The 13,405-nt window shown below is 26.0% G+C and carries 11 protein-coding genes; 9 read left to right on the top strand and 2 right to left on the bottom strand.

What is annotated here, in order from left to right:
- Nucleotides 1-62: 62 nt before the first annotated feature.
- On the bottom strand, nucleotides 63-1,079 hold the full coding sequence (locus J1C67_RS15420) for a zinc metalloprotease (RefSeq protein WP_167865103.1): 1,017 nt from the start codon (nucleotides 1,077-1,079) through the stop codon (nucleotides 63-65).
- Nucleotides 1,080-1,265: 186 nt separating this feature from the next.
- Between J1C67_RS15420 and J1C67_RS15415 the strand changes: the two genes are divergently transcribed.
- The 6 genes from J1C67_RS15415 (at nucleotide 1,266) to J1C67_RS15390 (ending at nucleotide 6,721) form a co-directional block, all read left to right on the top strand.
- Nucleotides 1,266-1,604, top strand: a complete 339-nt coding sequence (locus tag J1C67_RS15415; protein ID WP_089966096.1) for an arsenate reductase family protein — start codon at nucleotides 1,266-1,268, stop codon at nucleotides 1,602-1,604.
- A gap of 156 nt (nucleotides 1,605-1,760) precedes the next feature.
- Nucleotides 1,761-2,165 (top strand): hypothetical protein, encoded by a 405-nt coding sequence (locus J1C67_RS15410; RefSeq protein WP_089966094.1) that lies wholly within the window; start codon nucleotides 1,761-1,763, stop codon nucleotides 2,163-2,165.
- A 59-nt stretch (nucleotides 2,166-2,224) separates the two neighbouring features.
- Nucleotides 2,225-2,917 (top strand): tetratricopeptide repeat protein, encoded by a 693-nt coding sequence (locus J1C67_RS15405; RefSeq protein WP_167865102.1) that lies wholly within the window; start codon nucleotides 2,225-2,227, stop codon nucleotides 2,915-2,917.
- Between the two features lie 4 nt (nucleotides 2,918-2,921).
- A complete protein-coding gene (locus tag J1C67_RS15400; RefSeq protein ID WP_167865101.1) occupies nucleotides 2,922-3,944 on the top strand; it encodes a tetratricopeptide repeat protein in 1,023 nt (340 codons plus the stop codon).
- Nucleotides 3,945-4,091: 147 nt separating this feature from the next.
- Entirely contained in the window at nucleotides 4,092-4,391 is a 300-nt protein-coding gene (locus J1C67_RS15395; RefSeq protein ID WP_089966088.1) for an ATP-dependent Clp protease adaptor ClpS, read from the top strand.
- Nucleotides 4,392-4,393: 2 nt separating this feature from the next.
- The gene (locus J1C67_RS15390; protein ID WP_167865100.1) at nucleotides 4,394-6,721 is read left to right on the top strand and encodes an AAA family ATPase; all 2,328 of its coding nucleotides are present in this window, start codon (nucleotides 4,394-4,396) and stop codon (nucleotides 6,719-6,721) included.
- Nucleotides 6,722-6,905: 184 nt separating this feature from the next.
- On the opposite strand, the gene J1C67_RS15385 is transcribed toward J1C67_RS15390, so the two are convergent.
- The gene (locus tag J1C67_RS15385) at nucleotides 6,906-7,814 is read right to left on the bottom strand and encodes a tyrosine-type recombinase/integrase (protein ID WP_167865099.1); all 909 of its coding nucleotides are present in this window, start codon (nucleotides 7,812-7,814) and stop codon (nucleotides 6,906-6,908) included.
- A 236-nt stretch (nucleotides 7,815-8,050) separates the two neighbouring features.
- Between J1C67_RS15385 and J1C67_RS15380 the strand changes: the two genes are divergently transcribed.
- The 3 genes from J1C67_RS15380 (at nucleotide 8,051) to J1C67_RS15370 (ending at nucleotide 13,386) form a co-directional block, all read left to right on the top strand.
- Nucleotides 8,051-9,229, top strand: a complete 1,179-nt coding sequence (locus J1C67_RS15380) for an exonuclease SbcCD subunit D (protein WP_167865098.1) — start codon at nucleotides 8,051-8,053, stop codon at nucleotides 9,227-9,229.
- A gap of 2 nt (nucleotides 9,230-9,231) precedes the next feature.
- Nucleotides 9,232-12,396 carry an AAA family ATPase gene (locus J1C67_RS15375; protein ID WP_167865097.1) on the top strand — a complete coding sequence of 1,055 codons (3,165 nt, stop codon included), beginning with the start codon at nucleotides 9,232-9,234 and terminating at the stop codon, nucleotides 12,394-12,396.
- 69 nt (nucleotides 12,397-12,465) lie between these two features.
- On the top strand, nucleotides 12,466-13,386 hold the full coding sequence (locus tag J1C67_RS15370; RefSeq protein WP_167865096.1) for a hypothetical protein: 921 nt from the start codon (nucleotides 12,466-12,468) through the stop codon (nucleotides 13,384-13,386).
- Nucleotides 13,387-13,405: the final 19 nt, after the last annotated feature.

Raw genomic sequence — 13,405 nt, 5'->3', positions numbered from 1 at the left:
TTTATATTAAAATAGAGCAATTATATAACAACGTTATATAATTGCTCTATTTTAATATAAGACTAGTCTTTTAATTTCACAAGTTTATAAAAAAATTTACTATATCCAGGACAGTTATGGCAGAACATAGGCATATTATCTTCTGTAAGAAGATACGCCTTACAAGAAGTGAAATCGAAATTATCATCATTAAAATAATAATTATAAAGGGTTCTATAATAAATTGAGTTACAATATTTAAGAGCTTCAATTACTACATGCTTATCTGGAATAAAACTTTTATATTGTATTTTTCTATAAATATAATATAGTAAAATAGAACTTGAAGTTTTAGTTACCTGTCTATAGTCAAAAGTTTTTATCTTATCGAAATCAGTAATAAGAGTTTCCATAAAAAATTCGGTTTTATCATCAAGAGATAATAAATCATTGTTTAAATAGTTACAAATGGAGTAGGTATAAAAGGATAGGTTGTTTAAAAAGTTCCATAAATCATGAACTTGAAAAAACGTCCAATCAATATTTTGACTAATTTCTATATGCTTATCAGTCATAATTCTTTTAGTTTCATAGTTAACATCACCATTACCACATAAAGTGAATGCATTAACAAGTGCGTAAGCTATTCTAGCATCCTCTTTAGAACCTATGCTATATTTACCGTCGCTATTAAAAAATGTCATTGAAGCAACACCTAAATGAATCAAGGCAGTAATAGTAAGATATAATGAATCCTTAAGGGATACTCCTAAAATAAATAAAACTATAAAAACAGTAAAATCAAAAATAGGTCCCACCCAAAGGAATATTCTAAGCTTTTTTAGAAGTTTTGAATATTCTAAAGAAGAAGTTAACCTACAAGAGTTAAAATGAAGCCTTCCTGTAAATCCTGGTTCGTATCCTGATTTAATATTTACTCCTATACCATTAGGTTTTTTATAAATTGTAAAAGGAATAACCTGAAAAAAACTTATTTTTAAGCCTAAGAAAAACGAGCAAATTAAATGAATTAATTCATGACAAAAAATTAAAATATATTCCAGTAAAATAGATTTTATAAACATTATAATATAAAACAAAATGCACCATCCTTTATAAAAAACAGTAGTTATATATAATATATTTATAAAGTTTAGATATGATACTATTTTCTATGAGTATCTATAATAAGAATTTTCAGTTCTATAAAATATGATGTTTAAATAATTTAATTAATACAATAGTTGTGATAAAATAACCCTATTAATCATAAAAAGGAGAAATAAATGAATATACAAATTTTTGGAAGAAAAAAATGCTTTGATACTAAAAAAGCAGAAAGATACTTTAAGGAAAGAAGTATAAAATATCAATTTATTGATATTGATATAAAGGGATTAAGTAAAGGCGAATTAAACTCAGTTAAAGTATCAGTACCTATAAATACATTAATAAATATTTCATCGAAAGATTATACTAAACTAAATTTAGATAAGATTAGAAGTATAGAAATAAAGGAAGAAATTTTATTAAATAATCCAAAACTAATAAAGACTCCAATTGTTAGAAATGGGAAATTAGCTACATTAGGATATAAGAATGAAATTTGGCAAAAATGGGAGTAGTTTTAAAAAAGTTTATAATAAGTATAGTAAAGCCCCTGTAAAAAGTACTGGTTTTAATGAAGAATTTATACTAGAATAAGAATTGAATTAAACATACTAATAAGAAAATACAATAGTATAAATGGATAATTATATTTTAAAGTAAGGAAGTAGCGAATGATAAAAGTTAAATTAGAAAAAAATAATGACAAAGAGCCTATATTGAAATTGGGTATTAAGGAGAAGGATTTAAATATATACAAATTTTTAAAAAGGTCTTTAATGGATAGTAAAAAACTAACTGGAATATATAACTATGAAGTTCCATTAAGATATTTTATACCTATATTTAATAATCTACCTAAAGAAAACCTGCTAATAGATAAAAATAGTATTTTATCATACTTAGAGTTTTCAGATGATTTTGATGAGAAATACTATTATACATTAACTGCAAATGCAAAATATATGAGGTTATGGAGAGAAGAAAATTGTCCTAATATATACAAGGTATCAATAAATATAGATAGTATGTCCATTGAAAAGGAAATTGCATTTCAAAAAGTTAAGTTAAATATTTAATTTTTTTGAAAGTACATTAGGACAAGAAAAACTTCATTATATTAATTAAGGAGATTATTATGCAATTTATAGATGTATTTAAAGCGAAATATGAACAACTTATGGAAGAGGATATAGACGCGGGATTAAAGTATTGCATAGACAGCTTAGAAGATAGTGAAAATGCAGAGATACTTGTATATCTTGGAGATGCATTAATGGCAAATGAAGATTTTGAAGAAGCAGCCCAAACTATAAGTAGAGGGATAGAGTTAAACTGTACAAATAAAGTTTTTGCATATAGTTTAAAAGGCGAAGCTTTGTTTTACTTAGAAAAATATACAGAAAGCAGATCAGCGTTTAAGGAAGTTATAAAAAATAAAGAAAATAGTTTTTTTGCAATTGTATATATTGTTGATATAGATATAGCTGAAGGTAAATATCTAGATGGGATAAATAGAATAAATATAATATTAAATTCAAAAACTCTAAATAATAAAGATACTGCATTTATGGAAACAAAAAAAGGCTGGATAATGTTTAAATATTTAGAAAAACAAGAAGAAGCTTTCCTATTATTTAAAGAATCTTTAAATAAAGACAGAGATTGTGGAACTGCTTATGTTGGACTAGGTAGCTATTATTTATATAAAGAAGAATATATAGAAGCAATAAATAGTTATGAGAAAGCATTAGAATTAGATGAAGGCTACGATATAGTATATAAAGGACTAGAGACCGCCAAAGAAAAGGAAAATGGGAAAAGAGGGTAAATTAATGAGTAATATTAATAAAGATATTATGAAAAATATAATTAATCAAGCATTAGGAAATAATGATATAGAAGAAGTATTTAATAAAATATTAGAAATAGATCCAGAAAAGGCATTAACCTATTGTGAGAATGGGTTAAAAGAGAGTGAGAATCCTGATTATGCAATATATTTAGGACATACATATTTAATTTTAGGAGAATATGAAAAAGCATTAGAATGCATTGATATAGCATTAGAAAGTGGAAGTGACTACTATGTATATGCTTATAATGTTAAAGGCGAAGCTTTTTTAGAGCTAGGTATGTATATAGAAAGTAGAGAGGCGTTTATAAAAGTTTTAGAAAGTGATGAAGAGCAATTGTTAGCTAAAGAATTTTTAGTAGAATTAGATATTAGAGAAGATAAATACAAAGATGCAATTGAAAAGTGTAAAGAGTATATTATAGAGTATCCTGGAAACAACATAGTAATAGCAGGAATGAAATCAACTCTTGGGTGGATATACATGGAGGATACAAACGAACCAGATATGGCAGAAATAGCCTTTCAAGAAGCCTTAGAAATAGATAAAAATTGTTCAAGGGCATACACAGGACTTGGAATTATATATATAACAGAAGCAAAATATATAGAAGCTATAGGATTATTCGAAAAGGCAAAAGCTTTAGATATAATGGATGCAGAAAATTATTTTATGATTGCTTTATGTTATAAAGCATTAGAAGATTTTAAATCAATTGAAGAACTTCTGTTTAAGGCTGAGAGTTTAGAACCAGAAGATAACCGTATATTATTACAGATAGCCTTTGAGATGAATAGACAAGAAAGATATTATGAAGCAATAGAATACTTTAATAAACTGTTAATACTAAATCCAGATGATGATTATACATGGAATGAGATGGGTGATAGCTATAAAGCTAATGATCAATTTAATAAAGCTTTAGAATGTTATATTAAGGCCTCTGAAATAAATAATAAAGAAGAACTGTATATGAAAAATATAAAAGATCTAAATATCTAGATAATCCCATTATTATACTAAAAAAAATGGTCCATAGTATAATAGTGGGGTTATTATATTAGAAAAAATATTATAATAAAAAATATAAAAAGATTATAAATACGTGGTAATATAGAAATTATGAATATTTATAATAATGGAGGAAATATGGAGACTAATACAATAATAGCAGAAAAAAACAAGATAAAAATAAAAAAACCGAAGCATTATAAAGTAGTTATGTATAATGATGATTTCACAACAATGGAGTTTGTGGTTAGCATATTAATAGATATATTTAACAAGAACATAGAAGAAGCAAATAAAGTAATGATAGATGTCCATAAAAAAGGCAAAGGGATAGCTGGAATATATCCTTATGATATAGCAGTATCAAAATTATCTACGGCTATGAGGATATCAGAATCAGAAGAGTTTCCTCTAAAACTTGCAATAGAAGAGGTGTAAATATGGAAATAGATAAAATATTAAACGAAATAATAATAGAGTCCTTCAATTATGGAAGAATCAATAATCATGAATATATAACACCAGAACATTTATTATATAGTGCATTAGAAAATGAAGAGTTTAAAATGGCTATTGTTAAATGTGGTGGTGATGTAGATAATCTAAAAAACAAGATAGAGGAATACATAAATGAACATATTTCAAAGGTTGAAGAAGGGATTGATGTAGAGGAGAGCTTTGGATTTAGAAGTATATTTTATATAGCAACGGAGCAAGCAAAATACAGTGAGAAAAGTAAAATAGGAATAGAACATCTAATGGCAGCTATGTTTTTACTTGAAGATAGCTATGCACTTTATTATCTTCAAGAAGAAGGGATAACTAAGGCAAAGTTATTATTTAATTTATGTCATAGAGAAGAAAATGATGATAACGAAGATGGTAATGAAAATAATTATTATATAAGTTATGAAGATGAGGATTCAATGGAAGAAGTAATAGATGATGAATATAGCAATGATACTAGGGACAGTGAAAAAGATGAAATAGAAAGTAAATCTAGTAAAAAGTCAAAGAAAAACAAATCTATTGTTGAAAAATACACAACCAATATGACTAATTTTGTTAAGTCAGGTATAAGTGATCCTTTAATAGGCAGAGAAGATATAATTAATAGAACACTTCAAATACTTTGTAGAAGAACTAAGAATAACACAGTTCATGTTGGAGAGCCTGGAGTTGGTAAAACAGCTATTGTATTAGGACTCGCAAAATTAATTGTTGATGGTAAAATCCCAAACAAGCTAAAGGATGCAGAAATATTCTCGTTAGATATAGGATCGTTACTCGCAGGAACAAAATATAGAGGGGATTTTGAAGAAAGAATAAAAGGTGTTTTAGATGGGTTAAGTGGTCATGCAAACCCAATAGTATATATAGATGAAATTCATAACATAGTAGGGGCTGGAGCATTAAATGCAGGTGCATTAGATGCATCAAATTTACTTAAGCCATACTTAATGGAAGGAAAAATCAGGTTTATAGGAACAACTACATTTGATGAATATAAAAAGCATTTTGAAAAAGATAAAGGATTAAGTAGAAGATTCCAAAAAATAGAGGTTAAAGAAACAACTATTGAAGAAACAATTAAAATACTTAATGGACTTAAGGAAAACTATGAATCTTATCATAATGTAAAGTACACAGAAGAGGCTATTATAAGCGCAGTAAAATTAAGCCATAAATATATTAATGATAAATTTTTACCGGATAAGGCTATAGATATTATAGATGAAGCCGGAGCATTTATAGCTATGAATGCAGAAAAAGATCAAACTAAGACTATAGACGAAAATATAATAGAAGATATTATTTCAAGAATATGTAGTATACCAAAACAAAAAGTAGAAAATGAAGAGGTGAATTCCCTAAAAAAACTTGAGTCTATATTAAAAGATAATGTATTTGGGCAAAATGAAGCTATTAATGAAGTTGTAAGATGTATAAAAATGTCACGAGCTGGATTAAATGATGATAATAAACCAGTTGCATCAATGCTTTTTGTAGGGCCAACAGGTGTAGGTAAAACAGAAATAGCTAAAATATTATCAAAAACATTATCAGTAGACTTAGTTAGATTCGATATGAGTGAATATGCTGAAAAACATTCAGCTTCAAAATTAATAGGTTCACCGCCTGGGTATGTAGGATATGAAGAAGGCGGGCTTTTAACAGATGCAATAAGAAAGAAACCAAATTGTGTGCTTTTATTAGATGAAATAGAAAAAGCTAATGGAGATATATTAAATGTATTATTACAAGTGATGGATTATGCAACACTAACTGACAATCAAGGAAGAAAAATTGATTTCAGAAATGTAATTTTGATAATGACATCTAATGCAGGCGCAAGAAATATTGGAAAAAACTTAGTAGGATTTGGACAAAGAGAAATTAAGGGCGAAGCAATAACAGAAGAAATCAAGAAAATATTTACTCCTGAGTTTAGAAACAGATTAGATAAGGTAGTTGTATTTAATCATGTCGATAAGGATATGGCTGAAAAAATAGTAAAAAAAGAGTTAAGTATATTTAAAGAAAAACTAAAGAGTAAAAATGTAACCATTACTTTTACAAAAGAGTGTATAGAATTTATTTCTAATGTAGGTGTTTCAAAAGAATTTGGAGCAAGAGAAATAATTAGAATAATAAATTCAAAGTTAAAACCATTGCTAGTAGACAAAATATTATTTGGTGAGTTATGTAAAGGAGGAGCTTGTAATATAGAGCTAGAAAATAATGAACTTAAATTAAAAATAGTGTAAATATGTAAAATTTCCCAGGTAATAACATATAATAAATATTAATAAGAAAAGACTGAAATTAGTATAAATAATAGCCTTCAGCCAAAGGCTATTATTACCAATTTTAGTCTTTTTAAGATTAAGAATTTGACTAATTATTTTCTTGACGGTCCCTTAGGAATTTTGAAAAATCACTTGAATATTTTTAATTTATTCCAGCTAAAGGATTATTCTTAAGATCACAGTATTGTTTTACAATTTTTTGGTTTGAAAGTTCTTTTAATTGATCTTCTTCAACTTTAGAGGCCATAACATACATAAAACTTGCTCTTAGGTTTTGAGGAGTATACTCCTCCGGTAAGTTTGAATCTATAACGGCATTTTTAAAAGTTGTTTGAAAAGATCGGATATTTTTGACTCCACCTTTATCGTTAACAAATAATGAATCTGTATCAGGTGATAATGAATCTCTAAAATTTATATAATCTTTTAAATCCTTAAATAAACTATCACTTATAGGATAACTACAATTAGTATTATTTATTATTAATCGAATAAGTCTATTATCTAAATCTATATTAGACATATTAAGAGAAAATATAGATTTCATTTTAAGACCTGTAGAAATTATTATTTTACAAATGCAAACATCACGAATACCATAATTGTTTTTTCTAATAATATTTAAAATTAATTTAATATGGCTAGGATTAACATGCTTTGGAGCAGTTTTTTCTACTTTAAGTTTTGGAATATTTAATGAAAAATTATATTTATAGACTTTGAATATATCGACCATATATTTAATTAGCAATCTAATTGATAATAGTTTAGAATTAACAGTAATTCTGCTATTATTCAAAACTTTCATACAAAAATCTCTATAATCTTTAATATCTTCCTCATTTAAATCACAAATATTAAAATTTATATCTTTATATTTTAAATATAAAAATTTATCAAATCCTAATAAATTCAAACAATGTAATCTACAAGTTTCTTTAGAAATAGAGCTAGGAGAATTAATTATATATTTTCTAAAATTTTCAATATAATCAGAAAGAACATAATTAATAAAACCAAGCTTTTCAAAAGCAATTTTTTCTACGTTCATAAATTTCGCCCACCTTTTTATATTAATAATAGAAGTTTAACATAAATATCAATAGAACGCAGTAATACAGCAAAAAAATATTGATTATATCATTTATATTTGCGAAATTTAACTAATAATATAATAATATACGAAAATGTTTTTTATTAATTAAATAAACCTAAAATTCACAAAAAAATATAAATATGATAAAATTATAATTATATTTAAAGTATATACTTTGGAGGTTTTAATATATGAAAATATTTCATACAGCAGATTGGCATATAGGTAAATTAGTCAACGGGTTCTATATGACAGAAGACCAAGAATTTGTAATTGATCAACTATTTGAAAAAATTAAAACAGAAAAACCTGATGTTGTATTAATATCAGGTGATTTATATGATAGATCAGTGCCACCAGTTCAAGCAATAGAATTGTTAAATAGAATATTTGATAAAATAGTTAGAGGTTTAAAAACACCTATAATAGCATTAGCTGGAAATCATGATAGTAATGAAAGATTAAATTTTGGAAGTGACCTATTAAAAGGAAGTGGATTATATATAAGTGGTAATTTAAAAAGAAATATTGAAAAGATAACTTTAACAGATGAATATGGGCCTGTTAATTTCTACCCAATTCCATATGCAGATCCACCAATTGTAAGAGATTTATTTGATGATAATTTAATCAAAACACATAACGATGCAATGAATAAGATTGTAAATTCAATAAAACAAACTCTAAATACTAAGGAACGGAATATTGTTATGGCACATGGATATGTTACCTATAGTAAAAATGATAAAGAAGAATTAGTTATATTAGAGGAAAGTGACTCAGAAAAACCTTTATCAATAGGAGGAACTGATCTTATAAATTCATCTTGTTTTGAGGGATTTAATTATACAGCTTTAGGGCATTTACATGGGCCTCAAAAGGTTGGAAGTAATAAAATTAGATATTCAGGATCTTTATTAAAATATTCTTTTTCAGAAATAAAACAAAAAAAAGGAATAACAATTGTAAATATAGATAGTAACGGTGAAATTGAAATCGAGTTGTTTGAATTTAAGCCAAGAAAAGATTTTAGAATAATTACTGGAGAACTACAGCAATTATTAAAAGAAAATGTAGTAGCACTAGAAAATAAAGAGGATTATATAAAGGCAATACTAAAAGATACCGGAGAACTTTTAGATCCAATGGCAAAGCTTAGAAGTGTTTATCCAAATGTTATGGAGTTAGTTAGAGAAGATAGACTTAAAGCTTCATCAAATAATAAGGTTGTAGCAAGTAATATAAATGAAAAATCAAAGTTTGATTTATTTCAAAATTTTTATGAAGATATTATTGGAGAAGAGTGCTCATTAGAAGAGATAGAAGTAATTAAAAAAGTGATAACCAAAGCTCAAAAAGGGTGTGAATGATAATGAAGTTGCAAAAATTAATAATAACAGGGTTTGGACCTTATGCATCAAGACAGGAATTAGACTTTGAAGAAAACCTTAAAGGAAAGAATATGTTTGTTATTACAGGAAATACTGGAGCAGGAAAAACAACAATATTTGATGCAATTAATTTTTCTCTTTATGGAGATCCAAGTGGAAGCGACAGAGAAAGTAAGTCTTTAAGAAGTGACTTTGCAGAAGCAGATACTAAAACAGAAGTGGAAATTTTCTTTTCACTAAGGGAGAAGGAGTATCATGTTACAAGAACTCCTTCCTATTTTAAACCTAAAAAAAATGGGGATGGGTTCACAGAAAGTAAGCCAACAGCAGAACTAAGAATTATAGGGGGCAAAACCATCACAGGGTCTAAAGAAGTAACTAGAGAAATAGAAAGTATTCTTGGTATAAGTTCAGAACAGTTTAAACAATTAGTTATGATTCCCCAAGGAGAGTTTAAAAAACTTTTGAACTCCAAAAGTGATGAAAAGGAAGCAATTTTCAGAAAGATATTTGGAACAGAAATATTTGAAAAAATTCAAAGGGATATAAAGGAGCAATCAATCAAACTAAAAAAGACTATAGAGCAAGTAGAAAGGGATCGATTAGGGAAAATAAGGAGCTTTATTTGTAAAGAAAAAGATGAGGAATTATTTAGGATTATAAATGCAGATAATCTTAATATAGAGGTTATTATGAAAAGTTTTAATAGATTTATAGAAAATGATAAAGAAGACCAACTTCTATTAGAAAATCAAATAAATAGTATTAATAAAGTTATAGAAGAAACATCTAGAAGTTTAACTATTGGAGAGGAAACAAATAATAAATTTATAAGCTTAGAAAAGAATAAAGAAGAGTTATATGATTTAACTAAGCTGATTAAAGAATTTGAAGAAAAAACAGTAGCATTAGATAGAGGAAGAAAAGCAATAAGTGTTAAAGTTTATGAAGATAAGTATAATGAGAAAAATATTTATTTAAAAAAGGTTAAGGAAGAAATATTAGAAATAGAACAGAAAATAGAAAGTTATAAAGATAGTAGTTTAAAGGCAACTGAGCAATTTAGACTTCAGCAAGGCAAAGAAAAAGAGAAAGATCAGTTAATAAAAGATATAGATGAGAACCTAAGATTAAAAACAAAGGTATTAGAACACGAGAAAATATTTAATAAGGTTAATAAATTTTCAATAGAAGTAGCAACATTAAAAAATAAAATTAAAGAAATAGAATTAAATAAAGAAGAAAATACTTCTAATATAAATCAATTTAGCAAAGATATAGAAAAAATCAATTTAGCTAAAGAAGAAAAAGGCAAATTAGAAGCTGAAAAATTAGAATACACTAATAAAAATTCAAAACTAAATACCTTAAGTAATAATATTAATCAATGGAATATAAATTATAAAAAACATTTAACTGAAAGAATTATGTTTAAAAAATTAGAAGAGCAGTTTAATAAAGAAAAATCGCAAACTGAGAGCTTAGAAGATACATTAAGGAAAAGTCAGGCAGGGTTAATTGCTTTAGGATTAGAAGACGGGGTTTGCTGCCCTGTGTGTGGATCATCTAATCATCCCAAATTAGCAAAATTAGCAAATAGTGAAATAACTGAAGAGTATGTAAATAATAGTAAAGATTCACTAGAAAAAATAAGAGAGGTAAAAGAAAATAAACTAACAGAGTTAACAGATATTAATTCTACCTTAAAATCTATAAAAGAGAATTCTATAGATATACTATCTACTGAACTGCTAAATAAAGAGTTACTTAATAATAATCAAGTAACTGAGGCTCAATATGAAAATTTACAAGAAATAAAAGTTGAAGTAATAGCTCTTATAAATAATAATAATTTTGTTTTATTAGAACTTAAAAGTAAAATCGAAATATTAAATAATATTATTATAAAAGAGAATCATAAAATAAATGAAAAACAAAGAAGAGAAAAAGATAATGAATTATTAAGAGAAGAATTAAAAGTTAGAAATGCGGAATATATTCTTAATGAAGGAAGTTTAAGAGTTCTAATTAATAACCTAGATAATATTAAAAATGAATTTAAAGGTGAAATGAGAACTTTAAAAGAATTAGATATTATTGAAAATAGTTTAACTATAAAAATAAGAAAACTTAAAAGTGATTATGATGAATCTGAAAAGATTTTTAACATCTCAAAAACTTTACTAGATCAAGAAATGGGTAGCTATAAGAAAGCTAAGCAAGTTAGAAATTTGGCAGAGGAAGAGTTAAAAGAAGCTTTAACAATATTTAAAGAAAAAGTTTTAGATTTAGGATTTGAAAATTATAAGGATTATAAACTATGTATGTTATTAGAACTTGAAATAGCTAGTTTAAATAAAGAAATTAATAATTTCAATTCTAAATTAGCAGCAACACAAAAATTATACGAAGTTTCCTTAAAGGACGTTCATGGAAAAGTAATAGTTGACTTAACAATAATTAAAGGTAAATTAAATGAAGAAATTAATAATAGGATAGAGTTATTGGAAAAAAGCAAAGAATTATTTTCTAGAATAAGAAATAATTCTTCAGTAATTGAACTATGTGAAAAATATAATAAGGAAATAGAAATAGATGAAAAGGAATATAAAACTGTAGGGAAGCTTTCTAATATTATTAATGGAGATAACCCTAAGAAAATAAGTTTTGAAAGATATGTTCTAGCTGCATATTTTGAGGATATAATTAAGGCCTCAAATATTAGATTTAATAAGATGACTTCAAATAGATTTGAACTTCTAAGAAAACAAATTGTAGGAGATATGAGAAAAGGTCAAGGGTTAGACCTTGAAGTATTTGATAACTATACAGGAAAATCAAGAGATATAAAAACACTATCTGGAGGAGAAAGTTTTAAGGCATCTTTAGCAATGGCACTTGGACTTGCAGACATAGTTCAAGCACATGCTGGAGGAATTCAACTAGATACAATGTTTATAGATGAAGGGTTTGGAACCTTGGATCCAGAATCCCTAGATAATGCCATAGAATGTTTAATAGACCTTCAAAATGACGGTAGATTAGTTGGTGTAATATCTCATGTAGAGGAATTAAAAGAAAGAATAGATGCAAGATTAGAAATAAGCTTAACAAACAAAGGGAGCAAAGCTCAATTCAAAGTTTAATTTTATTATTGTATATTAAATTTAGTACATGATATATTAATTACAAAAGTTTTAAAGGAGTGAAATGTATTGGATAAATCAATTGAAATACTTTGTGCAGTAACTTGTACATATGAAAATAAAAAACTAGCTATCATCTGTCCCGTGGGAAAATTTATAGATAGTTTAGAAAACTTTAATCCTGAATACTTAGCTAAGAGGTTTTCTGGAGATGTTAATAACGCGTATTCTATTGATTCATTAGTTGAAATAGAACAAATGATAGCACCTATAGTAAATAGATTTGGTAAAATACCTGATAGATCCTATGCAACTATTGCTGGAATAAGAAATGTAGAGACTGGTGAGGATATGCCACATTTAAAAAATAAAATAGATGAACTATATAATATAGAACAGGAGTTAGAAGATTGTGGATATAATACTTACGGTGTTTTTTATATTGAACATAATATAGAAGAATTTACAGATGAAAATGATATTCCATTTAGTGAAGATCGTGCATTAATGAAAGTAAGCTGTGCGGATTATAATTTAGAGGGATTAATTAATGAGGTAAGAGAAAATTATATAAGTGCTATTCCATCATCAACTATACCAATCCTATTTAATGAATGTTTTATTGACCAGGAATATTATAATATTATAGGAAAAGATAGAATTTTAAATATGAAAGATATAAATAACTTTTTTAGTAATGTGCAAGAAGGAAGCTTATATATTCCATTCGCTAGAAAGGATATATATGATACCCTTAGTTTAGCAAATGGAGAAAAAATCAAATTGAATTCAATTAATACTGGTGAAATGGAATTTGATAAAAATAACGAATATGGAATATCTGTTGATTTAATAGATAATAAATATATTTTCAATCAAGTTGAATATGTTTTTCATGAAAATAACAAAAAATATAGCATTAGTATTTTAGAAGAAAGTGAAGATTTAACAAATAAAATAATATATATAATAGAAAAATTTAAAAAGTAAGTACTTGTACTGACTTAGA

It is taken from the genome of Clostridium gasigenes, assembly GCF_017348895.1.
In the GTDB taxonomy this organism is placed as follows: Bacteria; Bacillota; Clostridia; order Clostridiales; family Clostridiaceae; genus Clostridium; species Clostridium gasigenes.
The sequence above is the reverse complement of the archived record's forward strand: the minus strand, read 5'-3'. Positions and strand labels throughout refer to the sequence as shown.

Bases quoted from the DNA above. Each gene is read 5' to 3' on its own strand.
- J1C67_RS15390 (WP_167865100.1), top strand. From the start codon at position 4,394: ATGGAAATAGATAAAATATTAAACGAAATAATAATAGAGTCCTTCAAT.
- J1C67_RS15395 (WP_089966088.1), top strand. From the start codon at position 4,092: ATGGAGACTAATACAATAATAGCAGAAAAAAACAAGATAAAAATAAAA.
- J1C67_RS15375 (WP_167865097.1), top strand. From the start codon at position 9,232: ATGAAGTTGCAAAAATTAATAATAACAGGGTTTGGACCTTATGCATCA.
- J1C67_RS15415 (WP_089966096.1), top strand. From the start codon at position 1,266: ATGAATATACAAATTTTTGGAAGAAAAAAATGCTTTGATACTAAAAAA.
- J1C67_RS15410 (WP_089966094.1), top strand. From the start codon at position 1,761: ATGATAAAAGTTAAATTAGAAAAAAATAATGACAAAGAGCCTATATTG.
- J1C67_RS15385 (WP_167865099.1), bottom strand. From the start codon at position 7,814: ATGAACGTAGAAAAAATTGCTTTTGAAAAGCTTGGTTTTATTAATTAT.
- J1C67_RS15380 (WP_167865098.1), top strand. From the start codon at position 8,051: ATGAAAATATTTCATACAGCAGATTGGCATATAGGTAAATTAGTCAAC.
- J1C67_RS15400 (WP_167865101.1), top strand. From the start codon at position 2,922: ATGAGTAATATTAATAAAGATATTATGAAAAATATAATTAATCAAGCA.
- J1C67_RS15405 (WP_167865102.1), top strand. From the start codon at position 2,225: ATGCAATTTATAGATGTATTTAAAGCGAAATATGAACAACTTATGGAA.